The organism is Stenotrophomonas sp. ASS1, from assembly GCF_004346925.1.
In the GTDB taxonomy this organism is placed as follows: Bacteria; Pseudomonadota; Gammaproteobacteria; order Xanthomonadales; family Xanthomonadaceae; genus Stenotrophomonas; species Stenotrophomonas maltophilia_A.
In genome coordinates this window covers 1,754,194-1,778,150 of record NZ_CP031167.1, presented here as the reverse complement: position 1 = coordinate 1,778,150, position 23,957 = coordinate 1,754,194, and the positions used below count along the sequence as shown (strand labels likewise).

The following is a 23,957-nucleotide window of genomic DNA, read 5'->3' as shown; positions in this document are numbered from 1 at the left end:
CAGCGCGGCGCTGCTCAGGCAGCCTCGGCGAATGGTTCGACAAGTGCAACCAGCATCTCCATGGCGGTGGCTGGGGCGACTTGATCGCCTCCCCGCTGCAGGAAGGAAGTCCAATCGGCCCGCACCAGCTGCACCAGCTCCGGCGGCGACAGGGGGATGCAACTCATAGGCCAGTAGGGAAGCCTGCGCTGCCCAACCCGCCCCCGCGCAATCTCGATCAGGCTTGAATGGCTGGTGGCGCCGGCTGCTCTGGAGAAGGCCACATCCAGGCCATCGGGCGGTCCCTCCATGTAAGCGAGGAACCTCTGCCCATCAAACAGCGTGACCCCGGTAACTCCGGCAGTGCGATTGAATCGCTCCGCGTCCGCCATGATCTGCGACAGGCGCGCCATGGTCAGGTCGCCGACCGCTTCGCTGACAAACACAACAGCCCTGTTAGGCATGTCTCTCTCCGGCCTCCATGGGGAGCCCGAGCGTAGAACCGCTACCGTAAGTTTCGCGTAGAGGCTGCCTGACCGGCGTCACAGTTCGCCCGTGCCCTACACGCCCCGGGCACGGCCGGCCGGGCTACCCTCCGGCCATGTGCGGCCGATTCGTCCAGCTCCCCGTGATCGACTTCGGCCAGCCGGGGCTGGCTGACCTTGCCCCCGGCCTGGCCGAGATCCAGCCTAGCTACAACCTGGCGCCGACGCAGCGCGCCTCGGTGATCCTGGACCGCGGCGAAGGCCGGCAGGTCACGCGCTTGGCCTGGGGCCTGCTGCCGTTCTGGGCGAAGGACAAGAAGCTGCAGGGCTCGACCATCAACGCCAGGATCGAGACGGTTGCCACCAAGCCGGCGTTCCGATCGGCCTTCAAGAAGCGCCGCTGCGTCATCCCCATGGCCGGCTACTACGAGTGGTCGGTCAGCCCGATCGACGAGAAGAAGGACCCGTGGTTCATCCACGCCACCGGGCCGCTGCTGGCCGCTGGCCTCTGGGAGGACACCAGCCCCCTGCTGCCCGACGGCAACCTGGGCACCTTCACCATCATCACCGGCGACAGCAGCGGCGTCTCGGCCGACATCCACGACCGCATGCCTGTGTGGCTGCAGGCCGGCCAAATCGATGAGTGGATGGCGGCTGGCCCGGACGATGCCATGGCGATGCTGCTGGCCAGCGGGCCTCCGGCAATGGAGGCATACCGCGTCAGCCGAGCAGTGAACACGCCCCGGAATAACCGCGAGGACCTGCTGCAGCAGGTCGCCTGACATTCGCGCGCAGAAAACGCGAATGGTTCTCCGTTGTGATCGGGACAGTCCGACGCGCTACCCTCTGCCTTGTTCGCAGCACAACACAGGGAGAGAGTCATGCGCGCACTGATCACCACAGCTTTCATCGCGACAATGCTTTCCGCAGGCTGCACGACCGCACCAGGGGTGATCCACGGCCGCACAGTTGAGCTGCACCAAGAAACCGCCAACGATGGCGAAACGCTGGATGCGTTCGTTGTCAGAATCGCCCCGCGTGCACTGCAGGCGTCGAAGACCGCCCGTGCCACGGTTTGCGGCCAGGTCGAACAGGTCGCTGGTCGGCATACGATCCAACTGAAGACTGACGGCTACGTGAGCGATTGTGGGTTGCCGCAGTCCGGCCTTCCATACCTTCTGGTGAATGGCACCGCCGTAGACGCCAGAGAGAACCACTTCTCGCTGGCCAACCGTGACCGTCCTGGCTATCTGGTAACGCCGTGGTCGGTCAAGTATCAGGATGCAACCGGGGTGCGGACCGTCAGTAGTTTCTGACGTCCGCAACCATGCCGATTGCCTGATAGGACCCGTAGAACGCAGGCGGCGGCATTGGGGATGGCGTGGGTGTTTCGTAGGCGTTCCGATAGATGTCGAAGCCTTGGGTTTCGACTGCACCAGCGACGGTGCGAAATCCCACCATCTTGGTAAACACGTACCTCGTCCAGAACTGCGGCCCACCACCCGCACCGATGTAAGTGACTGCGGTAAACACACTCACGTTCGAAAGCGCCACGCAGAAGCCGTCTGCCTGCGGCATTGGATGGGTGCTGGCCTGTGTGCTGTTGGCCATAGCGATCACGCGCAGGTATTTGTAGCGGGAGTCGAACACCACCCGGTTGTTGGCCGGGTTCCGGACACGCATCCCCCGTGTGGTGTTGAACTGCATCTGCGCCACGTCAGTGGTATCGAACACCCAGTAGCTGACCGTCACAACGGGGGTGTTGGCGATGATCTTCCACGTGTATGTGCCGCCCGAGCTCGTTCTAGACAGCAGGCCCACAAAGTTCGAGTCGCAGCGGATTGCCAGAACAGGATTGTTGCAACCCGCGACGGTGATAGTTGCTATCCCGCACTCATTGAGTCCCGGCGTCGAGCCGGCAACCACCGTGGTCACCGCCCCCGACGTTTTCAGCGCAAGGTTCTCGTAACTCGGGTCGATCTGGACCAGCGAATCTACCGTGCTTCGAATGCGGACGCCTCGCACCATTTCAATACCTCCCGTAGGACAGGATTCCATCGATCGGCGTGATTGGAATCTGGCCGACAGAACCGCTATAGGTCCAAGAAATCACGTCCCCGGCCCCAGCAGATTGACTGAACGTCGGTGAGCAGTTCCCGTCATTGGATGGGGCGAAGAAGAAGAATGCTGGATTGGACCCACTGCTGGGCACGGTGATTGAACCAGAGGCACCACCAGTGATCGAAACCCGCCCGATGATCCGGGGCAGCCTGGTGGTTATGTCCACCAGGATCTGCCCCGTGCCGGGGTCTCGCTGTCGAAACCCTCTTGCCATCAGCTCAGCTCCCCGATCTCGATGAAGTTAACGCCCGTCTGGTTGTCGGTCATGCGATATCCATAGGTCGGGTGCTCGTTGATGGTGAAACCGTCGCCCCGAACAACGCGACCACCGTCCTTGTTGATCTCCCAGCGCGGAAGCCCTCCGCCATTCACCGACGACGACGCAATCTGGTTCCCGATCATCGCGTTGGTGATCCAGCCGGTGCCGATCAATGCCTGACTGATGAAGGTCTGCCCGCCCTGAATCACGAAGGGTGACGTGACATTCCCGTTCACCAGGTTGATCACCGCGAATCGACCCACATCGAAGAGAACCTGGCTCTGGTAACTACCGTCCGGCTGCTGTTCGACACCCAGCCCCATGCCGGCGGCGTAGATCCTTCCGTCAGCGGTGACCTGTGCTCGCAGCGTGTAGGTCGCACTGATCCGACCATCCAGGTCAACCACTGTCTGAGAGGTCTGCTGCACAAGGGCCTGGGTCTCGCCAACTTTGGCCTCGACGGTATCGGTGCGCTTGGCTTGGGCATAGTCGCCCTCAGCAATGACGGTCTGAACAGTCAGCGTTCCCGCAAACACCGTCTCATCGCCAGCACCCCAATCAGTATCTCCGGCCGCCTGAGGATCCAGCTGGGCGAACAGCCCATCCGTCTTCTGCCCTATGGCCTGCAGGCCGGTCTCCGGGTCGTTGACCTGCAGCTCCAGGGTGCTCACCCGACCGGCCACCGCGCCAGCCTGGGCGACCGCATCGCCTACGTCCTTCCACTTCGTACCCGGAGGCTCCTCATTGCCCGGCGCGTTGTCGTTCCACAGCCATATCTTGCCGTTGTGGATCACGGTGTCGCCGGGATCGTAGGTGGCACCCGCCTCCCAGATCAGAGGAACGATCTGGTCGATGCTGTCGATCTTGGCCAGCAGATCCTGCCCCAACGCGCTCTCGCTGATCTTCCCCGAGAAGTACGCGTCGTAGTCCGACTGGTTGGTGCTGGCCTCGCCCATCACACCCGTGCCCGTCGGATACCACGGCCCGATGTTGCCGCTCTTGTCCACCAGGCGACCCCAGAAGTAGAACCGCGCTCCTGCGGCCAGGCCGTCCAGCTGGTAGCGGTTCTGCGGATAGGCGAAGTCCGCGAACTTCGTGGCGCTGGCACGGTCCGGCCCGGCACTGCGCCAGATCTCGGTCCTCTCGGTGTCGGTGGCACCGGGCGGGAAGCCCCAAGCCAGCTGGATGCCGAACACCACCGGCGTGGCGGTCAGCGAGGTCAGCGCCGGCGGCGGCTCGGTCTTGCCGGTGATGTCTGTGAGCATGCTCAGCGTCGGCTGCGAAACCGCGTTGAGCGCATTGACCGCGCGCACCCTGGCCAGGTACTTGCCGGCATAGATGCCCCGCACCTCGCAGCTGGTGGTCCCTACCCTTCCTGCACGCACCCAGTTCAGGTCGTCCCGGCGCCACTCCACGTCGTAGGCAATGGCCTTGTCGGCCGCGTCCCACTCGATGGTCAGCACCGGCGTGGCAATGCCCTGGTCGATCACCACATGGGAGGACATGCGGACGTTGGCCGGTGGCGGCTGCACGCTGGGCGGAATGACGCTGATCGGCGGCGGCTCCAGGCGGGTCCCATCATCGATGGCAGCGAACTTGTCCGGCCGGTGCTGCAGCGCAGTGATGCGGTAGGTCAGGCCCTCTTCCTCTGCGATGCCCAGCACACGGAACTGCTGCAGCACCAGGTCGGTCGACTCTGTCGCCCAGATCGACTGAGACACCGGCACCGCGCTCCACGGCGCCGAGACGGTCACCACGCGCGTAGTCGGGTTGATCGCATTGATGGTCCGCGCTTCGGTCTTGCCAGTCGGCAGCGTGGCGCGCAGGAGGTCGCCTGCGGCCATGGTCGGCGGCAACACGTCCAGCGTAAGGCTGTTGGCAGTGGCGGCGCTGACGCGGCCGGAGTTCCGGCGGCCTGCGCGGTTGGCGTCAGCCACCTGAATCACGTCGCCCGGCATGCAGTTCAGTGCGTCCAGGCCTACCGCGAAGGTGACCGTCTCCGTCTCCAGGTTCTCGCTGTAGAGGATGTGGTTCCCCACCCGCTGTGCCTGCGACTTCGAATGACAGCCCAGCGCGGTGACCTCGATCTGGTTCACGCCATAGCGGGCGATCCCGTCGAGCAGCTGCACCGGCTCAACCTTCTGCCGGCCGAAGTCATCAGGGTCGGTCCAAGACACCAGCGCCACAGTGTGGCGGACCTTGCGAGCACTTCCCTCGTAGGTGAACCGGCCATCGATCACGTTGGCCTGGCTGTATGTCGGACCAGGGTCCTTCGGCATGTCCGCCGAGGCCATCACCTGACCAGCGGCATAGAAGCTGATGCCCCGGAACATGCTGGCCATGTCCTGCAGGACCTTGTACGCATCGGTACGGGTCTGCAGGTACAGGCTGCAGGTGAAGCGCGGCTCCTGCCCCCCCATACCATCGCTGACCAGCTGATCGCAGTACCGCGCGATCTCGTACAGCCGCCACTTGTCCACCCAATCCAGCGGGATCCGATTGCCCAGTCCGAAACGGTCGTTGGTGACAATGTCGAAGAACACCCAGGCCGGGTTGTTGGTCCATGCCGACTTGAAGGTGCCGTCCCAAATGCCACTGTAGGAACGCGTGCGCGGGTCGTAGTTGCTCGGCACACGGATGATGCGACCCCATACCTGGAAGGCGCGCGAGGGGACGTTCTGGAAGGCGCTCGCGTCCACCTGCACCGCCGCGAGGGCACAGTTGGGATACCGCAGCTTGGCGTCGATGATCTCGGTCAGCGACTGGACCATGACGATGTCGGCGACGGTCGAGCTGTTCGCGTTCGGCGTCAGGCGGCGCACGCGCACCTGCCATTGGGTGCCGGCCGGCAGATCAATGCGGTGGCTGCGCTGGTACTCGCTGGTGGTCTTGCCACGGAACGCATTGGAGAGCACCGTGCTGAACGCGCCTCCGTTCACCGACAGATCGATCGCATACTCGATCGCGTAGCCTTCGGTATCGCCGTTTTCCGTGTTCTGCCGCTGCAGCGCAGGAACGCTGAATCGAATGCGCACGGCGGACAGGTCAGAGCCGGAGACCGTGCGGACCACAGGTGCGTTACTGCGCAGCTCGACCCCGACCGGGACCTCGTTCTCGACCGATGGGAATCCGGCGATGTACTCCTGGTCCTGCGTGCCTGCACGGGTTTCCACGCGCACGCCGGCAAAGTTCAGGGTGCCGTCGCTGTTCTGGATCGGAACCTGGTTGAGGTAGACGGACTGATTGCCCGCCACCAAGCCCCGGATCTCGCCCTCGCTGATCAGGTCCAGGATCTTCGCGTAGGAGATCGAGTGCAGGCTATCGGGTGTCTCGACCGGCGTGCGGGCGTTCCCGCCGCCCTTGCCGCCAGCACCGGCAATCGCCGCCGGCGAGCAGGCACGCGCCAGCTGCGTGGGCTGATACTTGATGGCTACGTTCACTGCTGATCCTCTGCGTAGATGCCGCCACTGATCACTGCCGAGCCCACGAACATTCCCTTGGTGTCGTGGCCGCCATAGGCGACAGACACAGGGTTGCCCTGCGCCTGCGTGTTGACGGCGCCGTTCATGCTGTAGTTCGGGGTGTTCTCGGCACTGTCTTTGGCGCCAAGCCCTTTCGGCTGTGGTGCGAGCATCTGGGAAACGCCCCCCAGCACCATGACGCCGCCCTGGAAGACGAGCTGGTAGTTCTGGGTCCAGACGCCGACCACGATGAGCACGATGCCGAGAATCGTCTGCAGGACGCCTCCGCGCTTCGAGCCCACCAGCACCGGAGCGATCCGAATGTCGTCAGCGCCGGGCGGATCGTGCAGCTGTTCCTTGGACAGGTTCTGCCGCCCGACGAACACGGCGAACTCCATGCCCTTGACCTTTGCGCCCATGAGGTATTGCTGGAAGCCCGGCAGCAGCACGCACAGCGCGCGCACGGCCTCGGCGGGGTTGCTGACGGCCAGGCGGAACTTGCGCCCGAAGCGTGCACCCAGCAGGCCGTATAGGCGAATGGTGCGCAGGCGATCAGCCATGGCGGGCCCCCTTGTGCCGGACGATGTAGCGCGTGCGCTCGGCCCACATGCCGCCGTAGACCACCGTCTCCGACAGGCGGCCGTGCATGTGGTGCAGCATCTGGCCGTCGCCCAGGTAGACACCTGCGTGGTTCGGCACGGGCGAGCGGATCTGCATCAGCACCATGTCGCCGCGCTGGGGCTCGCCATCGATCAGCTCGAAGCCTTCGGCGCGCAACCGGTCCAGGCTGTAGAGGTCCTGGCCCTTCTCCCACCAGTCGTCCTCGCGCTCGTACTGGCTGAGCTGGATGCCCAGCTCGCGGGCGTAGAAGTCGCGCACCAGGGTGTAGCAGTCCAGCACCCCATGGGCGAACTGGCGGCCAACCAGAGGCGCCTCGTAGCCACCGGGCTCGATGGTCTGTAGGTCGCCACACTCCGGATCTGCGCCAGTGCACTGCCCCACGCTCACGATGTGCCACGGCAGGCCGCTGGCCTCGCACATGACACGGTCGGCATCCGACGCCGTCGCAGAGGCGTTCGGGTGGCTGTGCACTACGGCCAGCACCTCGCCCTGGTCCTCCGCGTCGGCGTAGTCCTCCGCTGGCAGCCGGAAGTGTTCGCTGGGTGTGGTCGCCACGTTCCGGCACGGGATGTACGTCTCCCCGTCGCGGCCGGCCACGATCAGGCCGCAGCACTCGCGTGGGTACTCGGCCACGGCGTGCGCCTGGATGGCCAGCAGGGTCGTCTGTTGCATGGGTGTCGCCCATAGAAAAGGCCCGCGCTTGGCGGGCCTTGAAAGAAGTGTCGATGATGTGGATTCGAACCACCGCAAGGCGCGACCCTTGCTGGCCCAATCCCATGGCCTTACCCATGGGCATGAATGTAGGCGCGCCCCCTACGACCCCCGGCTGCACCGATCCAGGCCGGGACTATCCATCGACGTCGAAAGTCTACTACGTGCGGAGCAGGCCGGCGGCCGGGAACCCGCCGTAGGGCAGCGGCTTGTCCGCACCGAAGCGCAGCTTGCAGCTGCCCACCCTGCCACCGCACTGGTCACGCGCGGGGTCGGTGGTCGGGACGTCGTTGGCGTCGGCCACGGCCGGCCCGGTGTAGCCGCAGAACGGGCCGCGGTAACCGCCCCGAATCAACCAGCCGCACACGCCCGAGATGATCTGACGACCGGGCAGCTGCTCGCCGTTGAGGTCGATCGCCGTGGTCAGCTCGAACTCGACCACTTCCTTCGTCTCGGAGACCTTGCGCTCGATGAACCAGATCTCGTCCAGGAAGTGCTCGTTCTGGTCAGCGGTCGGGTTTCTATCTTTCACAGGATCCGTCGTGGTGACCTGAAACGGGCTGGGCGAAGAGCCGAGTTCGAACTGCGCTCCATAGAGGATCACGCTCTGACCGACAACTGCTGAATTGGGGCCCACAAGAACGGATGGGTTAGAAGAACTCGCCCCGTTGAACGTGATGCGGATTACCGCCCGCATGACTCCGTCTCCAACGTCGCTGTACTCCAAGCGCTCAAGCTGGCCGGCATTGGATGATGAGCTGGCAATGCTCCCATCGGCGTTGATGTTCAGTAGTGATTCTCGGTAGGTGCCACCAACCGTGTTAGAGATCACAAGCCGGACCTTCTGCGACGTGCCAAACTTGAAGTAGAACGTAGCGACGGCCACTTGCCCATTGGGAACAAGAGCCGGGCGAAGAGTGCCGCGTCGGTTGTGTGAAGTTACCCCACCGCTGGCGATCGCGCAGGGCGTGAACAGGATCCCGTCTGCATGGGCAGGCGCCAAGCCCGTCGCGGTTGTCCCTGAGTTCCCCCAGTTGCTCCCCATGGGTGCATTGCTGTTGTTGAGAAGGTTGACGATCTGCGGGAAGTTCGCCCCGTCCAGGTACTTCACCAGCGTCTGCCGGCGGATCACCTTGGCTCCGACCATGTCGCCGTAGAGCATGCACATGGCCGCGATCCGGCCGTCGAGGTTGCCTACCTTCAGGCGCGGGTTCGGCGGCTGGTCGCTGGTGCGCTCGAAGCCGGTCGCCTCAATCGGCCAGGCGCCGTACTCCTGCCCCTGCCACCAGATCACGCCCGACTGCAGGTGCGCGTGGAAGAACAGCTGGTCGGCGCCGAAGCTGCTGGCGTCCAGCTCGTAGACCGTGACGCGGCCGCCCGGCTCGAGCTGCTGGGCATCGGCGGTGATCATGGCGCCTCGACCTCAGCATCATCCACCTGTGCGGCCTCCGAAACATCAACGACGACGCGTACAGTCAGCAAGTAGACAATGTCCTTCGCCTCTCCCGATGCCGGGTCGGTGCATGTGTAGAGCACCGCATCGGCTTCCTGCTTGATGGCCAGGCGGATGGTTGGCTCGTCGTTCTCGTCACGGTATACGCTCGCGCGCCACCCGGCCGCCGGCTGGACGCCCGGACCCGTAACCTGGTACAGCCCGGGGCCGATGCGCGTGCAACTGATGTCGAGGCTCTCGAACGGACATCCCAGGCTCGTGCCCGGGGCGTGGTCGCCATCGAGGACGATCCCACCGTCCGGCTGGATGTTGAATGCTGCGGCACAGGTAGTGTCCATCGTCAGGCTCGCTTGATGAAGTTGTTGGCGTCGACCGTGGTGTTTCCGGTACTCCAGAATTTCCTCCACGCCACGAACTGGTTGCCGTTGACCGACTGCGTGTAATAGACCTCGCCGTCAGTACCAAACCCCATTTGGCTTATCCAGTTGTCGTTGACCTTGTTGAAGTGGCCCATTGTTGACCAGCAGATAGCCAAGCCAAAGGGAACTGGGCGATCTGCGGAATTGCTGTTCCACCTCTGGATACGCGCCGGAGAACCCCACAATGACGAAGCGGTAGGAATGGCGTCAGGCCAAGTGCCGTTTGAGCCCTTTGTGGCCTTTCCGGCGGCTACGGCTGCGGCATTCGTTGCCTTCGTATCGGCATTCGCCGCAGCTGTGGCGACGCCATTGATCCGGCCATCGAGATACGCGTCGTTATCGTTGAGCTTCCCAAAGGCGGTCTTGGCCGGATCCCCTTTGTAGCTGCCGTGGTCAGTTGTGGTATCGACTGGATTAAGTGGCATGATCCGCACCTACGGCTGGAACGTCTGTTCGAATGTGGCGTTGAGCGTGTAGACGCCATTGCCATGTGGGGTGAGGGTGTAGGACTTGCAGAGGTACAGGCCCTGCACTCCGAGCGGCGGCGTCCACAGGAACGAAACCGCTCCCTTCCGTGCGCGCAGGAAGGCCAGTGCAGGACCCACCTTCGACGAGCGGCCGACGATGGAGATCGGCCACTGCTGGGTCTCGTTGTTCAGGCCATCGGACGCGGTCTGCCTGTACCCGTCGCCGAACTGCGCCTCCCGGACAAGAAAGTCGCCGGTGCCGGTGATCTCGGTGCGCACGCACCAGGTGAAGACCTCAGCCATTGCGCGTACTCATCTGGTGGAAGAGACCACCGGGGCGCGACTGCTGTACCGCCCACTGGTTGATCATCTGCGTAAATGCCTGCTGCACCTGCCGGCCCTGTTCGCTGCCGGCGCCCTGCTGCGTGTTGCTGGTGCCGTCGTTGGTCACGTTGAGCGTGGTGCTAAAGTTGTTGTTGATTCCCCCACCAGCACCCATCGAAGAAGCAGGCAACCCAGCAGTTATCGGCCGGACCGATCCAGCATCACCAGGGATCAGATAGGTTTTCCCGCCCTGTTCAAACAGCTCAGGACGGCCACCCTCACCGACTCGGTACATACTGCCGCCCGCTACCGGGCCACCACCGGCACGGCCTCCTGCCGTTCCTCCGATCGCGCTGCCGATGGCATTGATCCAGCTGGAGCCGGCACCGCTGTAGCTGTTCGCCCAATTCCCGATCATCTTGAAGATCTGCGAGGCCGCCGCTTGAGCAGCCATCCTCTGCAGGGTCTTGACGAAGCTCTGAACCATCCCGCCCAAGCCCTCCGAGAACGGATCGAACAGGAAGTCAGCGAAGGCGTCCTGCATGTTGCGGGCGGCCTGGTCGGCAAAGGTGCTCATCTGGCTGTTTGCATCCTGGGTTTTGCTGGCCAGGTCCTGCAGCCCATCCCCATAGAGCGCGGCAAAATCGTCCTGTGCGTCCTTCACCGCCGCCAGATTGCGAAGAACCTCGGCCTGCGCCTCGCTAAGCGCGCCGTAGGCGTTGGTCTGTATGTCGTAGTTGACCTTGGCCACCTCACTGAGATCCCCATGCAGGGCAATCTCGCGCTCCAGTTTGGCGATCTGATCGTCAGCACGCTCGCTGCCTGCTCCATACAGCGCCTCGTAGTCTTCCTGGATCTGCTCAAGTAACGACTTCTCTTTCGTCAAAGCGCCCGTGCGGCGGCCGGACGCGCCAGCAACGCCTGACCCGGTGGGTGGGCCGCTCCCAGGAATCCGGGCCGTACTATCGACCGAACCCGTCACTCCCTTGAAACTCTCGCCCGCAGCCTCCGACTTGTATCGCTTCGTCAGCTCCCGCTGAATCTCGAGTCGCTTGGCCTCAAGGTCATTGATGCGCTTCAGGCGGGCTTCCTCCTGACCGTCGGTCAGTGGGAGGCCGAACAAACCCGAGGTGTTTTTCTTGGCGTAGTTGATCTGGTCGGTCAGTCGCGCCATCTGGGTGTTCAAGGCGTCTTCGCCGGCGGCGCTGACCATGCCGCCCGCGTCCAGATTTCGAAGCTGGTTGACCTTGTCGATAAAGTTGACGATCAGCACCGCACCATTGGCCATCTCAGCGGCCAGGTCTCCAACCCACTTGGTGATAGTGACGAAGGCGCTCTTGGTCTGGTCGGATCCAAGGAAAGCGGTCAGCTCCTTGAACTGTGGCAGCAGTTCGGCTGCTACCTCGTTCTTCAGCCCCTGGAAGGCCAATTGGATCAGGTTGGACTGTTCCTTGACCTCCTTCATAGCGGCTAGGGTATCGGCGTCGAGCACAGCACCAAGGCGTTGCGCCTCATCGCCCCACTTCTTGAATCCCTCGCCGTTGCGTGCCAGCAGCGGTGCCAGCATCGATGAGTCGCTGGCGATCGCCTCCATGTAGAAGACCATCTCGGCCTGGCTAGCGCCGGCCTGCTCCAGAGCACTGTAGTACCGCTGCAGCACTTCCGGCCCGCTCAGGTGTTGCAGCTCCTTCGCGGTCAACCCGATGCGCGGTGCAATCTGCTCGAAGAAGTCCTTCATCGCGCCGCCGCCGGTCTGCAGGAAATCACCCAGCTTGTCCTGGGTGTCCTTGAAGATATCGGCCAGCTTGTCCTGCTGGATGCCAACGGTCGCCGCGCCGGCCGCCATGCGCTGGAACACCTGCTCGTTGGTTCCTGACAGACGGGAGAACTTCTCCAGCTCCGCCGATGCATCGACCAGCTGTCGGGTCCAACCCAGAACCGCCGTGCCGGCCGTGGCCAGCCCACCTGCGATCGTTCCGCCGATAAGTCCGAAGGCGCGCCCGATATCAGCAGCGGTCTCCCCAGCGTCCTTGCCAAGCTTCTTCATCTGCTTGGACGCGCGGTTGGTGTCGGTCTCGAACGACCCGGTGCGCATCAGTAGGTCGACAACGATTGAGCCGGCAGTGGCCATAGTGGGGTCCAGTCAGGTTAGAAGCCGAGGGCCTTGGATACATCGCGATCGGCGTCGCTCAGGACCGGGTCGTCCGGGCTCGGGGCGAGGAATCCGATGATGCTTTCGTACTTGCCGCCGAACGCGGTTCCTATAACTGCAGCCGGCCGGTGGAACCGGTGCAGATCGTCGAATGGGTACAGTTCGTAGAACGCGCGCCAGCCGTCCAGCTCAGCTGCTGGCATCGCATCGATCTCGCCGAGTGTCTTGCCCAGGGTCAAAGCGAGCTGGTATCGGAACCACTCGCTGCTTCCTCGCCGGGCAAGCTCTCCTTTCCCTGGTAACTGTGCACCTCGCTGATGGCCTTGGTCAGAGCGATCTGCACCGCGAACTTCAGGCGCTTGGCCTGCGCCAGCGAAAGAGCCGGTTTCCCCTCGGGATCGCAAATGGCCTTCGCGATGAGGCGAGCCATTGATTCAGCCTGCTTTTCTGGGTCCTCGCTGGTCTGCCCGGCGAAGAACCCGCGAAGAACGCCAGCCTCCTGCTCGCGGATGTAGAACATGTGTTCTTTGCCATCGGGCAGCTTCACCTGCCGCTCGTGCACATCATCGGAGATGAAAAGCGAGGGATCCAGCAGCGGCACTGCAACATTAGTGGTCTCGGTCATGGGGCTCTTCCGCAGGAATGGTGCGCCGCGGCGCCGCGGGGGCGCCGGGCGCTTGGATGGGATCAGGCCAGCGGCTTGCCGTAGCGGGTGACGCCGCCGCTGCGCTGCACGGTGACCGTGCCCCGCACGATCTCGTTGGTGGCGATGTCGATGTTCACGTCGGCGACGTAGCCGCTGAACAGGAAGCCGGACCGGGCAGTGGCCAGCGGAGGAACCAGCTCGTCCTCAGTGTCGAGCGTGGGTGCCGCGGTGCCGTCGCTCAGGCCGATGTACCAGCTCACGTTCTCGCCGGTATCCTTCAGCTTGAACAGCGCGTCATGCGATGCGTCGCTGGGGATGTAGTTGAACGGGATGGACACCTGGCCCGGGTTGCCCAACCCGCGCTGGTACTCCTTGTCCACCGTTGCATCCAGGCAGGTGGATTCGATCTGATCGGCAGCTCCGCCCAGCCCGGACGCACCGGTCGGGCAGGCGAACTTCACGATCGCCGGGCCACCGGCCGTGTTCGGGTTGACGAAGAACAGATGGGTGCCCTGGGTCTTGACGACGCCCTCGGTCATGGCAGTTTCCTCTGAAGGGCCGCGCGAGGGCGGCATTACGGATGACCAGCGTTCAGCGCTGATCGATGAAATCGGCCTCGAGGCCGACGCGGTACAGCTTGGTATCGGGGTCGCGGTTGTTGACCACAACACGATTGACGATCAGTGCGCCATCCAGCGCAGCACGCACTGCCTTGGCTAGCTGCTCCACTCCTGCGTCGGTCTTGTGGTAACAGTCGATCTGCACACTGGTGAAATCACCGCCTGGAGCTGCGCTCAGGTTGTCGAACGCGGAACCGGTCACGATCTGCCAGACGATGTAGGGGCGGGTCTCTGTCTGCGCCACTTCACCGTGCCGCCCTATGCGGTCGTCGACGATCGCCGACACCGCTGCGGTGCGGATGGTTCGATACACCTTCGGGAACATCAGCGGCGCCCTCCGTTCTGCGCGGCCAGGCGCTTGGTGATCTGGTCAAGCCTCTTCAACAGGTCCTCGGTGATCACATCGATGATCTGGGTTCCTCGTCGCTGGACGGCCGGACGCAACCACGGATAGGCCGGCTGGGTACTGGACCCGTATTCCATAAGCTGGGCGGCCTTCCGAGTGGTCGTCTTCGATCCATGCGCGTTCACGAACGCTTTGCGCTTTACACGCACCAGCTGACGCTCGCCCTTGGTTCCTACCGGCGCCTTACCACGGCTGGCGATGATGCTGTTGACGGTGGTGTCCGTGCTGTCGGCGCCACCAATAGCTGCGGAACGGCGGAAGTTGTCCTTCGCCTGATCGCGAAGCAGCCTCGCGCCCTTGGCCAGTGCGAGCTTGACGGGGCCGCCCCGCTTGCTGACGACCTCAGCCGGCAACGCCTGCAGCGTCGCAAGGACACCATCGATCCCGTGGATCTGAACTTCGACCTTCACAAGTACACCTCGGCATCGCCGCCGATCCAATGCCGCAGCAAGGCGCTGCTGGCGTCGGCCTCACCCTTGAAATCCGGGTCATGCCCCATGCCGATGCCACCGCGACCTGGCAGACCCTTGATCCCAACGACACGGTGGCCGCCGAACAGCCGGCGACCGCGCGGACGGCGCCACAGCTCCAGATCGATGAACTTCGGCCGTGATCGGCAGGCGTCGGCGAAGTCGCGGATCGCCGAGCCACGCATCGCGGTACTGCACAGGCTTGCGTGACCGGTGTTGGCCAGCTGCCGACCGCGCCGCTGCTCCACGTTGTAGTAGCGAGCGCGGTGCTCGCCCACCAGCTCGGCATGCTCCAGCTCGGCCGCGACCGTGGTCAACCAGTCGCGCGCATACCAGTCGTCATCCTCAATGATCACCAGCCGATCTTCCGGACCAACTGCAGCCAGCCCCTTCAGCAGGTTGCGAGCCTGCGTGTTCTGCCCGGGCGCCCAATGTGGCGATGGGCGCACCAGCACCAGCTGCCAACCCGCGCGCCGGAAGGTTACCGGCTGCGGCTCAAGGCCGTCGTCCACGATGATCCAGCGGACGGGGCCGGCGTAGTCCTGCCGGGCCATCCAGCGCTCGCACAGCGCCCAGGCGGCGGGCCGGGCACCGGTGGCCGTGAGCAGCGTCAGCATCGCGCCACCGCGAAGGTGTGCATCGGCAGGCGCCGGCGGGACACACCGCGCTCGCCATGGTCGTTCAGTTCGATCGGCACCTCGCCGCCGTACTCGGTCGCGATCCCGCTGAATCCGGCATCGGCCAGCAGCAGCCGCAGGCCGCTCTGGCTGTAGCGGTAATAGTCGTCGGGGTAGCCGTGCTCCGGAAACGCGAACAGCGTGGTGATCACCAGCAGGCCACCGGGCTGCAGCACTCGGCGAAGCTCCGGCAGCGCCAGCCACGGCCGGGCCACGTGCTCCAGCACCTCGGAGCAGACGATGCCGCTGAAGCGCCCGGCCCATTCCGCCGGCAGGTCGTGGATGTCGGCAACATGATCGACGCCGGCGCCCGCCTGCATGTCGATCCCGGTCCACTGGCCACTGGCCAGGTCGCGGTTTGTGCACCACCAGGCGGCCGGGTCATGGATGCGGCTGCCTACCTCCAGCACGTCATCACCCAAGGCACCGGCATGGCTCTCGATGTAGGCGCGGATGCGCCCGCGCACCGAGTTAAGCGGCAGTCTGTTCATCGAAATCGAAGCACCTGAGCGCTGAGCCGGCCGTGCAGTTCACGACGCGGACATGGGGGTTCTGGATCGCCCAAAGGGCGAACTGTTGCTTGTGAATCTCACGACGGTGCGCCGACGTGTTGGTCAGGCCGTTGGAGTACGGCCCGAAGAAGTGGCTGCCATGCATATCAAAGCCGTGCAGGCGAACCAGCGTTGCGCCCAGGTGGGCGGCAACCGCCAGCGCCAGCACGCCGCTGTTCCAGTTGGTCAACGCCCCGGGCAGCTGGATCACTCCGCCGATTCGGTGGCTGCTGTAGCGGGCACCGACAAACTCCCGGGCCTGCGGATACTTGTCCCACCACTGCCGGTCGCTGGCCGCTAGGAACTCAGCCCACGGCGCAATCTCGAAGGCATTGCCGACCACGCCAACCCGACGGCCGCGCAGCCGTTCGGCCAGGCTTCCCGATGCGCTCGGGCCTGGTCCAAGAAGGTCGATCTCGATCATTGGCCGTCGTTGACCCCGGCCGAGACGGGAATGGTGATGTACTCCAGCCCCGATGCCTTGTCCGGCAGCAGGCCGGCAATGTTGAAGATCTCACCTCGATGGACCAGGCGCATCGACGGCAACAGACCGGCGCGGTAGCGCATGGTGATGCGCGCCGTGACCGACGATTGGGTCTGCCCGGACTGGATGAACTCCCGGGCTGACAGTGGCTCGACAGACGCCCATACGGTGGCCACGTCGACCCACGCCGTCTGCTCGATACCATCGCTGTCCCTGGTGGTCACCTGCTGCTGGATCAGCACGCGGTGCCGCAGGGATCCGCTGGCAACGTTGCTCATCAGGCCACCGTCGTGCGGCGCAGCGGCGCCAGCTGTGCAGTGGCAGCCTTCGACAGCACATAGCCGTGGCCAGCATCGGCCGGCACCACGTTGTCGCCCTCGCCTTCGCGGAAGCGGTACTGCGAGGCCAGCTCCAGCAACGTCGCGGCAATCACCGAAGGATGCAGGATCGGCTCACCGTTGCTGTCCTCGGCCGGCACCGGCCGACCGGCGATGTCGCGCACCAGTTTTCCGGCCGAATCCCGCTGCAGCACATACAGCCGCCATTCCTCCTTTAGCCAAGCCGCCACTGCCGCGGACACGACCGGAATCCATATCGCCAGCCAGCGGTCATCTGCGTCACTGTCGATGCGCATCTGCTCGCGGGCGTCCGCCGGGGTGATGAATTCACGCATGGCTGCCACCCAGCGGCACGGGCTCGGCCGGGACGCGCACGCTCTTGCCGTCCTTGCCGTCGCGCCCCTTACGTGCGCCCAGCGCCCAGTCCTGCTCGTTCTCCAGGCAGGGCTTCGACGCATTGCTCCGCTTGGCGATCCACAGGGCACCGTCGTGGGTGATGGATTCGCCTGCCTTCACGCCCAGCCCTTCGCGCCAGAAGCCGCGATGCACCATGTAGGGCAGCACGAACTCCTTCCGGCGGTCGCCGGCGCCCAGCGTGATGACGAAGCCACGCTCGGCGTCGTAGTCGCCGGCGGCTGTCTCGAAGCTGAGCCCGTCCCGACCGTCCTCACCGACGACCTTGCCCAGCCTGATCGCCTCGCCCTTGGTGGTGGTGATCACCAGCTCCCCAGCGCGATCGATCATCGCTCCGGCCAGGCCGACACCGTCCGCACCGTCCTGCGGTGGGTTGGCGGTGAGGTGCTTCGCTACCTGGGCGGCCAGCTGATCTTCGGTCACCGGCTCGGCGTCACGGCCGTCCTTCGGCGCCGGCAGTGCGTCGACAGCGGCCTTTACCATATCCGCGACCAATGCAGGGTCTGCATCGCGGCCGTCGCGCACTGGGTGGTCCTCGAAGTGCTTCGCCACGGCGGCACTGGTCGCCAAGTCTACCAGCGTAGCCAACCTGTCGGAGTCCAGTAGTTTCGCCACCACCAGGTCGGCCAAGGCTTCAACGTCGACCTGATCCGCGTCACGGCCAGGGGACACAGGATTCGCCTCAAGGTGGCGTGCGACCTGCAGGGCGATCTGGTCGTCCGTGACGGGGTCGGCGTCCTTGCCGGCTGCCGGGGCCGGCAGGGCCTCCAGCGCGGTGCGGACCTGCTCAGCCACCATCTCCGGGTCAGCGTCACGGCCAGGATCACCCTTCTCCGGAGCCCGCTCGCGCAGCTCCTCCAGCTCCCGCTTCACCGGCGCGATCGCCTCACGGATCAGGCCGCCGATCTCCTTGCCGAAGTCGATGGGGTCAGTCATTGCGGAATACCTCGGCTCGCGCGGCGTGAAGGGCCTTCATCATGAAATTCTCCTGCTGCAGCGCGCGCAACTCGTCGCTGTCGTCAGGCGGCGTGTCGTCTGGTTCAGCGGACGGCGCCACCGGTGCGGCATCGGGCTCGGCCGTGATCTTGTTCTGCCGAACCTGGTCGAGCGGAAAGTCCTGCTGCTGCATGTAGACGGTGTCGCCACCTTCAAGCGGGCCGTATCCGATCCTGAGCCGGCCGTCGTTCGGGGTCAGAACCGGGCCGCCCGTCAACTTCGTAATGACTTCAGCCTGCTTGCCGACGTCCATTCGCAGCAGCGGCTCCAGGTCCAGCTCCACTCCCATCGGTCGGGAAATCCCCAGACCCTCGTCTAGCAGCTCTTCGATGCTCTCAATGTGCGCCTGCAGCGCATCCGAGTAGTACAGCTGATTGATGTCGTCGACCTTCATCCCCGCAGGGATCGACCCGATGCCGATCTTGAATGGCGGGATGCCGAACGGCTGGCACACCTGCTCGTCGGAGTACCTCATTTGCTCAACCAGCTGCGAATCTGCGGCCTTGAATGCGAAAGGCGTGAATTTCATGTCCGCGCCGACCACGGCTACCTTGCCAGCGTTGGGCCCATGGAAGCTGCTGTTCCAGTAATCCTTCACTTCCTGCGCATCCTCGTCGGACATGCCGGCCGGTGCGGTCAAGATGCCGCCAGGGTTGGCGCCGTTGGAGAAGAAGGTGGTCGAGTCCTTCAGGATTTTCAGGTTCTTCACCGCAGGCCAGTGCGCCGCACATAGCGGAGGCACACCGATCAGCTGGTGGTGGAAGCAGTTCATCCGGTCGTGAATGATCTCGCTGGCCGGCACGATAAGTTGGGTGCCTGGATAGTTCTCCGGCAGTAGGTTCGTACCGGTGCTGTAGTTGAGCTGGTAGAAGACCTCACCGCTGTCAGACACCATCGGCTGCACTCTGCACGGATCGAGCACCCACAGACGGTTGACCACACGGCGCTCATCGCGGCCTTTCAGCACGTAGGTGTTTCCCTGGATCAGCTTCGACAGCATCCAGGCTGCGCGGAACTGCTGCGCGATCTGGTAATTGTTCGGCTTGCGCAGGACGGGCCAGTAGGCAGTGTTGCTCTTCTCGACCCGCCAGATCCCGTTCTCGTCCTCCGTCTTCAACACGAACGGCAGCTTGCCGATGTCCGAGGCGATGCGGTTGAGGCAGGCGTACAACGTTGGATAGGTCAGGACCGTGGTCGCTCGTTCCTCCATGTTGCGCTGCCAAGCACCCGTGAATGGCTCTTGCACGGTCAGGGTATGCCAGCTATCCCGCCCCGGCGCAGCAACTACCGGCGACAGCGATTTCAGGTAGTCGACACCATGCTGACGGACACCGTAGGCGGTGGCCAGCTCCCGGGGCGAGAAGCCACTCATTCGGACGCTTCCTTTTTCGGCTGGCCAACCTTGGCTGCCGTCTTATTGGCCGTCTTCTTGGCCGTCTTCTTGGCCTTTCCAGACGCAGGCGCGTTGGCGCCCGGATTCGGCGCGACGGGCGATTGCGCCACCATGTCACGGCGCAGGTAGCCGCCGCGCTGCTCCAGCGCCGCAGCAACACGATGATGGACGCTGATCACGCGACCGCCACGTCCGACGATATCGACCTTGCTCATGGGAACCTCGCAATTCGGGAGAGAGTGGCGGGGCCTTCGGGCCCTGCCACGTGTCGGTTACGAGCTGGACGGAACCGAACCGCTGCCCCAGTTCACGCGCGCCCAAGCGACGGCCTGCGTGCGGCGACGCTGCCAGTTGATGAAGCGCTCGACCAGGAAGGCCACGCTGTTGGTCTGCCACAGCGAGACAACCTGCTGCGCGGTCGGCGTGGTGCTGTTCATGGTCGGGGCGTCATCCATGACAAGCGATGCCTGATCCGACATCGAGACCTGCAGGCCACCTTCGTCGCCCAGGAAGATCTCGTCGCCCTTGATCAGCGCGATCACGGCACCGTCTTCATCGTCCGGGACGTAGGCCGAGACGAACGCCGGCAACGTCAGGAACGTGCCGCCGGTGAAGTTCAGGCCCGGGAACTCGGAAGCGCCCAGCGGGTTCGTCATCAGCGACAGCGCGATCGCAGTGCGTTCCGACATGACCCAGAACGAGCCTGCCAGCGACAGGTTCGCACCGGCCACGGCCTGCATGATCGCCGCGGCGCCAGCCCGGATCGAATCCGGATCGCTGCCCGACGGCACCGTGGTGGCGGGCACGCCATTCAGAATCGAGGCGGGTGCCTCATCAGCCACGGCCGCCGCATCCGGGTCGATGAACTGGGTGTCGATGGTCTGGTTGACCGCCCGACCCAGCTCATCACGCAGCAGCGCATCGGCTGCGGGCGTGGCGCGCATCATCGTTTCCTTCGTCGCCGCAGCGATCGCGGCAACCTTCAGCGGGGTCAGCTTCGCACGGGTGTACGACCACTTGGTCAGGGGCTTCGCAGCGCCTTCCTTGACCCACTTGGCCGTGCCGGCCGAGCCCTGCACAAGCACCGGGGTGTCGAACGGCAGGTTGCGCAGGCGCTCGGACACCTGACCCAACAGCGAGCGCGGGCGCAGCCACTCGACGAAGTCGGCGAAGGCCACGCCGCCATCGGTGATCAGGTTGCCGGCCCAGGTCGCATTGCCGGTGCTGGCAGCCTGTACGGCGGCCTTCTCCTGGATGATGCCGTGCAGGCGCTCATCGTTCGGATAAATCGCGCGGGCCACGTCCAGCGGGTTCTGGTGGTGGACATGCGACACGGCCAGGCAGCGGGCCATGCGGGCGAAGCCGATGCCGGCGTCGGTCTTGTCGACCGTCTTCAGCTGCGCCGGCTCCAGGGTGCGGCCTTCGCCGCCAGCGGTGGCCGAGCCCTGCGCCTTGACGATGGCCGCGACCGGGGTAGCCGACTTCGCCTGGATGGCCAGCAGCTTCTCGAAGCGCTCGATATCGCCATCCAGATCCTTGATCTGATCGGTGATGCTGTCGAACTCTTCCTGCTCGGCGGTGTTCAGGGAACGCTTCTCACCCATCGACTTCTCGACGACGGTGGTGAGCTTCTTTTCCAAATCGGCGCGGGTGGCGCGGAGGGCTTCCAGCTGTTCTGCGAGAGTCATGTCAGTTTCCTTGTGGTGCAGCCGTTCGGCCCGGGTTCCACGCCGGGCAGTGCCTGCAAATGATGGGAAGCGGGTTCCACCCCGCAGGGCCGTGTGGCCCGGCACTTCAGTCCAGCAACTTCACCGCGCCGCCGGCCGGTCGCTCGACCTTGGCCACCTGGCGCTGGATGAGGGGGACGCCATAGTTCACCGGGCGCCGGGCGCCGGTATCCATGGCCTTGATGGTCTGGATGGTCGCCGCGGCGTTGGCCGGGATGGTGACCAGGGAAAGCTCGTAGATCTCGGTCTCGGTGAAGCGGATACCGCCGCCTTCCATGTAGCTGTACTCCAGCGCGCGGAAGCCGATCGACACGCCCCGCACCAGCTGTTCCTTGACCGATTGCCAGGCCAGGTCACAGAGATCCTTTAGCGCGCCCGGGGTGGCGATCTTCGCCACGATCGCGGTGAACGGGATGCCCTGCGCCGTCGGCTTGCCGAACTTCACGATGCCGACCGGGCTGTCGTGGCGGTGCTGCCACAGCAGCGGCAGCTCGGCGGCGAATTTTGCGCCCAGCGGCTCGACGATATCGCCATAGCGATCCGGCTCCGGCGTTGTGGCCAGGCCGGTGATCACCTGCAGGTCGTCGTCATAGTTCTTCACCTCCAGCAGGCTGTAGGCGCGGTTCTCGTTGTTCATCGGGCTCCACCCAAGGTCATGAGGACGAGTTTCTTGTTCTGCGGCTCGGGGTTCCGAGACATCAGCTCGACGGCATTCATCGCCGCCATCAGGGGATCGATCTTCCCGACCCCGCTGGCCGCCTTGGTCACGTACAGCGCGTTCTTCGACGCCTCGACCTTGGCATTGCCCACGCACCAATCCATCAGCCGCGAGCCGTCATGCTCCAGCAAACCATCTGACAGCCAGCGCTCGAACACCTTGCAGGTGCCCGTGAGCTGCCAGCCCTGCCTGATACCCACGATCAGTTCCGCATCGATCTTCTCGGCGGCCAGTGCGTCCAGCACCGTACCGAGGCCGGAGGGATCGACACCGATACCAGCCAGCAACCGGGCCACAGCCACCAACTTCACCATCTTGGCCATGTCGCGTAGGTCGGTGGCGCCTTCTTCCTCCATCCCGCCGACGAACATGCTTCCGTCCTTGATGAAGCCCGCATATCGTTCCTGCTCGCTCTTGCGCCGTTCAACCGCCTTGGGGTGAGCAAAGGCGAAGGACACCAGCATTTTCCGCTTGGTGTGCTTGTGCCGCCCGCAGAACGAGAGACCAAGGAGGTCGTCCAATCCGCCGCCATCGATGCCGGCAGTGATTGCGTCGCACACCTGCAGCATGTAGGCGAGCTTCAGCTTCTTGTTGGCCTGCTGCTCCCAATACTCCGCGCCCGCCCAGCTACCCTGGTGCAGCGCCACCCCGATCTGCACGTTGAGGTGCTGAGAGGCCCAACTGCGCAGCTCGGCCTCGCTGGTACCGACCGCGTCGTCGAACTCTTCCACCATGCGCTCCAGCGTCATGGCGCGGCCGATGTTCGGGTTCAGCAGCGGCCACAGCTGCGGGTCCTTCCACTGCTGCTCCTTCGACTCCTGTACCTCCTGCGGAAACTCGAACAGCACCGGCAGCATCTTGCCTACCCGCTTTCCATCGCGGATGTCCCGAGCCTTCTGCAGCTCGTCGGCGAACACCCCGACCGGCTGCTCGTCGCTCTGCGTGGTGATGAACCACAGGAACGCCTCCGGGTAAGGCACCATGCCGCCGCGGATCTGCCGCAGCGCCTGGGCGGCCTTGGCCTTCTTGGCGCACACGTGCAGCTCGTCGATCAGCGCCCCGCCCGACACCTTCACGCCGGTCAACACCGCAGGGTCAAACGTCATGATCTCCAGCGAGGCCTTCGTCTCGCGGTGGATGATCGTCTTCAGGTGGTGGCGGATGTGGAACTTGGCATCCAGCACCGGGTCCAGCTCGATCGCGCCGGCCGCAGCATCGAACGCCAGCTGCGCCGTGTCCTGCACCGGTGCCGTCATCAGGAATGTGGCACGTGGGCGCTGGTTCATCAGCGTGGCCGTCACCATGCCCAGCGCCCCGAACGTGGTCTTGGCGTTCTTTTTCGGTACCAAGGCGAACAGGTCGCGAATCTCGCGGTCTCCGTTCTCCGGGTTCACCGAGCCGAACATGTTGCGCGCCACATCCTGGAACCACTCGCCACCGGCCTCCGCCAGCGTTGGCGTGCCAGGTACGTCGGCCAGACGAAGCCTGCCCAGAATGGCCGCCGCACGCTCCGCCTGCTGGGTCCACAGTGGCAGCTGCGCGACCGGCAGCTGGCCGGCCTGCAGCTTCTCCCACCAGTCCCGGCAGGAAAGGTCCCAGCTCACTTACTTGACCGCCCTGGTGATCGGGGTGACGTTGTTGCCAAGCAGCTCCTCCCACCCGGTACCGGCCTCGGCACCCACCGCATCAGCGTTGGCCTTCTCCTTCTTGCCCACCGGCTTCTCCTGCGGCACCGGTGGCGCAGCCAGCGTGGGGACCTGCGCAAGGAATGCTTTCTGGGCCGCCACGTTGCCCTTAAGTGCCGTCCTCGCCATCGCGTCCATCACCTCCATGCGTCGGCGCAGTGCGGCGGCCGAAATCTCCTTCTCGAAGTACTTCTCCAGGGTGTTCCGGGAGATCCCCAGCGCGATCGAAATCTCCTGATGCGTCATGCCGCTGGCCGCTGCATTGGTGACCAACCGGCGCTGCACGGCAGTGGCCTTGAACGCCGGGCGCCCAGGTTTCGTGTTTTTGCGCATAAATGACCCTCAGCCCGAAATCCCGGCCGAGAAAAAAACCTCTGAAT

General features: G+C 64.5%; 29 protein-coding genes. 2 read left to right on the top strand and 27 right to left on the bottom strand.

All coding sequences use genetic code 11. The features are described from left to right. Window positions 1–14: 14 nt before the first annotated feature. Window positions 15–443, bottom strand: coding sequence for a BLUF domain-containing protein (locus MG068_RS08510; protein ID WP_132809905.1), 429 nt, complete (start codon window positions 441–443; stop codon window positions 15–17). Window positions 444–580: 137 nt separating this feature from the next. Between MG068_RS08510 and MG068_RS08505 the strand changes: the two genes are divergently transcribed. Together MG068_RS08505 and MG068_RS08500 are read left to right on the top strand one after the other, a co-directional pair. Continuing rightward, window positions 581–1,246: an SOS response-associated peptidase gene (locus MG068_RS08505; RefSeq protein ID WP_132809904.1), complete on the top strand. Its 666-nt coding sequence runs from the start codon at window positions 581–583 to the stop codon at window positions 1,244–1,246. 99 nt (window positions 1,247–1,345) lie between these two features. Beyond that, on the top strand, window positions 1,346–1,780 hold the full coding sequence (locus tag MG068_RS08500) for a hypothetical protein (protein ID WP_132809903.1): 435 nt from the start codon (window positions 1,346–1,348) through the stop codon (window positions 1,778–1,780). Here the strand turns inward: MG068_RS08500 and MG068_RS08495 are convergent. From MG068_RS08495 to MG068_RS08365, 26 genes are all read right to left on the bottom strand, one after another. After that, window positions 1,767–2,492, bottom strand: coding sequence for a hypothetical protein (locus tag MG068_RS08495; protein ID WP_121503648.1), 726 nt, complete (start codon window positions 2,490–2,492; stop codon window positions 1,767–1,769). The two genes, MG068_RS08500 and MG068_RS08495, sit on opposite strands and share 14 nt — an antisense overlap. A 306-nt stretch (window positions 2,493–2,798) precedes the next feature. Beyond that, window positions 2,799–6,284 carry a TipJ family phage tail tip protein gene (locus MG068_RS08490; protein WP_132809902.1) on the bottom strand — a complete coding sequence of 1,162 codons (3,486 nt, stop codon included), beginning with the start codon at window positions 6,282–6,284 and terminating at the stop codon, window positions 2,799–2,801. After that, window positions 6,281–6,865: a tail assembly protein gene (locus tag MG068_RS08485; protein ID WP_132809901.1), complete on the bottom strand. Its 585-nt coding sequence runs from the start codon at window positions 6,863–6,865 to the stop codon at window positions 6,281–6,283. Before MG068_RS08485 ends, MG068_RS08490 begins: the two co-directional genes overlap by 4 nt. Continuing rightward, the gene (locus MG068_RS08480; RefSeq protein WP_132809900.1) at window positions 6,858–7,598 is read right to left on the bottom strand and encodes a C40 family peptidase; all 741 of its coding nucleotides are present in this window, start codon (window positions 7,596–7,598) and stop codon (window positions 6,858–6,860) included. Before MG068_RS08480 ends, MG068_RS08485 begins: the two co-directional genes overlap by 8 nt. A gap of 199 nt (window positions 7,599–7,797) precedes the next feature. Beyond that, entirely contained in the window at window positions 7,798–9,048 is a 1,251-nt protein-coding gene (locus MG068_RS21200) for a phage minor tail protein L (RefSeq protein ID WP_240792123.1), read from the bottom strand. Further along, the gene (locus MG068_RS08465; protein WP_132809899.1) at window positions 9,045–9,428 is read right to left on the bottom strand and encodes a hypothetical protein; all 384 of its coding nucleotides are present in this window, start codon (window positions 9,426–9,428) and stop codon (window positions 9,045–9,047) included. Before MG068_RS08465 ends, MG068_RS21200 begins: the two co-directional genes overlap by 4 nt. Before the next feature lie 2 nt (window positions 9,429–9,430). Beyond that, complete coding sequence (locus MG068_RS08460; RefSeq protein WP_132809898.1) at window positions 9,431–9,934, bottom strand: hypothetical protein; 504 nt, start codon at window positions 9,932–9,934, stop codon at window positions 9,431–9,433. A gap of 9 nt (window positions 9,935–9,943) precedes the next feature. After that, entirely contained in the window at window positions 9,944–10,279 is a 336-nt protein-coding gene (locus MG068_RS08455; protein WP_132809897.1) for a phage tail protein, read from the bottom strand. Further along, on the bottom strand, window positions 10,272–12,431 hold the full coding sequence (locus MG068_RS08450) for a GumC domain-containing protein (protein ID WP_132809896.1): 2,160 nt from the start codon (window positions 12,429–12,431) through the stop codon (window positions 10,272–10,274). Before MG068_RS08450 ends, MG068_RS08455 begins: the two co-directional genes overlap by 8 nt. 17 nt (window positions 12,432–12,448) lie before the next feature. Next, the gene (locus MG068_RS08445) at window positions 12,449–12,691 is read right to left on the bottom strand and encodes a hypothetical protein (RefSeq protein WP_132809895.1); all 243 of its coding nucleotides are present in this window, start codon (window positions 12,689–12,691) and stop codon (window positions 12,449–12,451) included. Then, a complete protein-coding gene (locus MG068_RS08440; RefSeq protein WP_132809894.1) occupies window positions 12,688–13,077 on the bottom strand; it encodes a phage tail assembly chaperone family protein, TAC in 390 nt (129 codons plus the stop codon). Before MG068_RS08440 ends, MG068_RS08445 begins: the two co-directional genes overlap by 4 nt. Before the next feature lie 62 nt (window positions 13,078–13,139). Then, window positions 13,140–13,637, bottom strand: coding sequence for a phage tail tube protein (locus MG068_RS08435; RefSeq protein WP_132809893.1), 498 nt, complete (start codon window positions 13,635–13,637; stop codon window positions 13,140–13,142). Window positions 13,638–13,689: 52 nt separating this feature from the next. Further along, window positions 13,690–14,043, bottom strand: coding sequence for a tail completion protein gp17 (gene gp17 / locus MG068_RS08430; protein ID WP_132809892.1), 354 nt, complete (start codon window positions 14,041–14,043; stop codon window positions 13,690–13,692). After that, window positions 14,043–14,534 carry a hypothetical protein gene (locus MG068_RS08425; protein WP_132809891.1) on the bottom strand — a complete coding sequence of 164 codons (492 nt, stop codon included), beginning with the start codon at window positions 14,532–14,534 and terminating at the stop codon, window positions 14,043–14,045. The genes gp17 and MG068_RS08425 overlap by 1 nt, the downstream gene beginning before the upstream one ends. Continuing rightward, window positions 14,531–15,211 carry a glycosyltransferase family A protein gene (locus MG068_RS08420; protein ID WP_132809890.1) on the bottom strand — a complete coding sequence of 227 codons (681 nt, stop codon included), beginning with the start codon at window positions 15,209–15,211 and terminating at the stop codon, window positions 14,531–14,533. The genes MG068_RS08425 and MG068_RS08420 overlap by 4 nt, the downstream gene beginning before the upstream one ends. Continuing rightward, window positions 15,205–15,762, bottom strand: a complete 558-nt coding sequence (locus tag MG068_RS08415) for a methyltransferase domain-containing protein (protein WP_132809889.1) — start codon at window positions 15,760–15,762, stop codon at window positions 15,205–15,207. The genes MG068_RS08420 and MG068_RS08415 overlap by 7 nt, the downstream gene beginning before the upstream one ends. Further along, the gene (locus MG068_RS08410; RefSeq protein ID WP_132809888.1) at window positions 15,743–16,246 is read right to left on the bottom strand and encodes a hypothetical protein; all 504 of its coding nucleotides are present in this window, start codon (window positions 16,244–16,246) and stop codon (window positions 15,743–15,745) included. The genes MG068_RS08415 and MG068_RS08410 overlap by 20 nt, the downstream gene beginning before the upstream one ends. Continuing rightward, window positions 16,243–16,584 (bottom strand): phage head closure protein, encoded by a 342-nt coding sequence (locus tag MG068_RS08405; RefSeq protein WP_132809887.1) that lies wholly within the window; start codon window positions 16,582–16,584, stop codon window positions 16,243–16,245. The genes MG068_RS08410 and MG068_RS08405 overlap by 4 nt, the downstream gene beginning before the upstream one ends. Further along, on the bottom strand, window positions 16,584–16,979 hold the full coding sequence (locus MG068_RS08400) for a head-tail connector protein (RefSeq protein WP_132809886.1): 396 nt from the start codon (window positions 16,977–16,979) through the stop codon (window positions 16,584–16,586). Before MG068_RS08400 ends, MG068_RS08405 begins: the two co-directional genes overlap by 1 nt. Beyond that, window positions 16,972–17,994 (bottom strand): hypothetical protein, encoded by a 1,023-nt coding sequence (locus MG068_RS08395; RefSeq protein WP_132809885.1) that lies wholly within the window; start codon window positions 17,992–17,994, stop codon window positions 16,972–16,974. Before MG068_RS08395 ends, MG068_RS08400 begins: the two co-directional genes overlap by 8 nt. Further along, entirely contained in the window at window positions 17,987–19,426 is a 1,440-nt protein-coding gene (locus tag MG068_RS08390) for a phage portal protein (RefSeq protein ID WP_132809884.1), read from the bottom strand. The genes MG068_RS08395 and MG068_RS08390 overlap by 8 nt, the downstream gene beginning before the upstream one ends. Beyond that, window positions 19,423–19,662 carry a hypothetical protein gene (locus MG068_RS08385; protein WP_132809883.1) on the bottom strand — a complete coding sequence of 80 codons (240 nt, stop codon included), beginning with the start codon at window positions 19,660–19,662 and terminating at the stop codon, window positions 19,423–19,425. The genes MG068_RS08390 and MG068_RS08385 overlap by 4 nt, the downstream gene beginning before the upstream one ends. Before the next feature lie 57 nt (window positions 19,663–19,719). Next, window positions 19,720–21,135 (bottom strand): phage major capsid protein, encoded by a 1,416-nt coding sequence (locus MG068_RS08380; RefSeq protein WP_132809882.1) that lies wholly within the window; start codon window positions 21,133–21,135, stop codon window positions 19,720–19,722. 106 nt (window positions 21,136–21,241) lie between these two features. Beyond that, entirely contained in the window at window positions 21,242–21,811 is a 570-nt protein-coding gene (locus MG068_RS08375; protein WP_132809881.1) for an HK97 family phage prohead protease, read from the bottom strand. After that, on the bottom strand, window positions 21,808–23,496 hold the full coding sequence (locus MG068_RS08370) for a terminase TerL endonuclease subunit (protein ID WP_132809880.1): 1,689 nt from the start codon (window positions 23,494–23,496) through the stop codon (window positions 21,808–21,810). The genes MG068_RS08375 and MG068_RS08370 overlap by 4 nt, the downstream gene beginning before the upstream one ends. Beyond that, window positions 23,497–23,862 carry a hypothetical protein gene (locus MG068_RS08365; RefSeq protein ID WP_206138693.1) on the bottom strand — a complete coding sequence of 122 codons (366 nt, stop codon included), beginning with the start codon at window positions 23,860–23,862 and terminating at the stop codon, window positions 23,497–23,499. It abuts the gene before it with no gap. Window positions 23,863–23,957: the final 95 nt, after the last annotated feature.

What these genes read in the sequence shown, in the direction of transcription:
- gp17 (WP_132809892.1), bottom strand. Translation starts at nt 14,043, where the DNA reads ATGTTCCCGAAGGTGTATCGAACCATCCGCACCGCAGCGGTGTCGGCG.
- MG068_RS08395 (WP_132809885.1), bottom strand. Translation starts at nt 17,994, where the DNA reads ATGACTGACCCCATCGACTTCGGCAAGGAGATCGGCGGCCTGATCCGT.
- MG068_RS08380 (WP_132809882.1), bottom strand. Translation starts at nt 21,135, where the DNA reads ATGACTCTCGCAGAACAGCTGGAAGCCCTCCGCGCCACCCGCGCCGAT.
- MG068_RS08510 (WP_132809905.1), bottom strand. Translation starts at nt 443, where the DNA reads ATGCCTAACAGGGCTGTTGTGTTTGTCAGCGAAGCGGTCGGCGACCTG.
- MG068_RS21200 (WP_240792123.1), bottom strand. Translation starts at nt 9,048, where the DNA reads ATGATCACCGCCGATGCCCAGCAGCTCGAGCCGGGCGGCCGCGTCACG.
- MG068_RS08400 (WP_132809886.1), bottom strand. Translation starts at nt 16,979, where the DNA reads ATGCGTGAATTCATCACCCCGGCGGACGCCCGCGAGCAGATGCGCATC.
- MG068_RS08440 (WP_132809894.1), bottom strand. Translation starts at nt 13,077, where the DNA reads ATGACCGAGACCACTAATGTTGCAGTGCCGCTGCTGGATCCCTCGCTT.
- MG068_RS08385 (WP_132809883.1), bottom strand. Translation starts at nt 19,662, where the DNA reads ATGAGCAAGGTCGATATCGTCGGACGTGGCGGTCGCGTGATCAGCGTC.
- MG068_RS08435 (WP_132809893.1), bottom strand. Translation starts at nt 13,637, where the DNA reads ATGACCGAGGGCGTCGTCAAGACCCAGGGCACCCATCTGTTCTTCGTC.
- MG068_RS08415 (WP_132809889.1), bottom strand. Translation starts at nt 15,762, where the DNA reads ATGAACAGACTGCCGCTTAACTCGGTGCGCGGGCGCATCCGCGCCTAC.
- MG068_RS08460 (WP_132809898.1), bottom strand. Translation starts at nt 9,934, where the DNA reads ATGCCACTTAATCCAGTCGATACCACAACTGACCACGGCAGCTACAAA.
- MG068_RS08420 (WP_132809890.1), bottom strand. Translation starts at nt 15,211, where the DNA reads ATGCTGACGCTGCTCACGGCCACCGGTGCCCGGCCCGCCGCCTGGGCG.
- MG068_RS08480 (WP_132809900.1), bottom strand. Translation starts at nt 7,598, where the DNA reads ATGCAACAGACGACCCTGCTGGCCATCCAGGCGCACGCCGTGGCCGAG.
- MG068_RS08455 (WP_132809897.1), bottom strand. Translation starts at nt 10,279, where the DNA reads ATGGCTGAGGTCTTCACCTGGTGCGTGCGCACCGAGATCACCGGCACC.
- MG068_RS08390 (WP_132809884.1), bottom strand. Translation starts at nt 19,426, where the DNA reads ATGAGTGGCTTCTCGCCCCGGGAGCTGGCCACCGCCTACGGTGTCCGT.
- MG068_RS08405 (WP_132809887.1), bottom strand. Translation starts at nt 16,584, where the DNA reads ATGAGCAACGTTGCCAGCGGATCCCTGCGGCACCGCGTGCTGATCCAG.
- MG068_RS08375 (WP_132809881.1), bottom strand. Translation starts at nt 21,811, where the DNA reads ATGAACAACGAGAACCGCGCCTACAGCCTGCTGGAGGTGAAGAACTAT.
- MG068_RS08500 (WP_132809903.1), top strand. Translation starts at nt 1,346, where the DNA reads ATGCGCGCACTGATCACCACAGCTTTCATCGCGACAATGCTTTCCGCA.
- MG068_RS08495 (WP_121503648.1), bottom strand. Translation starts at nt 2,492, where the DNA reads ATGGTGCGAGGCGTCCGCATTCGAAGCACGGTAGATTCGCTGGTCCAG.
- MG068_RS08465 (WP_132809899.1), bottom strand. Translation starts at nt 9,428, where the DNA reads ATGGACACTACCTGTGCCGCAGCATTCAACATCCAGCCGGACGGTGGG.
- MG068_RS08450 (WP_132809896.1), bottom strand. Translation starts at nt 12,431, where the DNA reads ATGGCCACTGCCGGCTCAATCGTTGTCGACCTACTGATGCGCACCGGG.
- MG068_RS08485 (WP_132809901.1), bottom strand. Translation starts at nt 6,865, where the DNA reads ATGGCTGATCGCCTGCGCACCATTCGCCTATACGGCCTGCTGGGTGCA.
- MG068_RS08505 (WP_132809904.1), top strand. Translation starts at nt 581, where the DNA reads ATGTGCGGCCGATTCGTCCAGCTCCCCGTGATCGACTTCGGCCAGCCG.
- MG068_RS08410 (WP_132809888.1), bottom strand. Translation starts at nt 16,246, where the DNA reads ATGATCGAGATCGACCTTCTTGGACCAGGCCCGAGCGCATCGGGAAGC.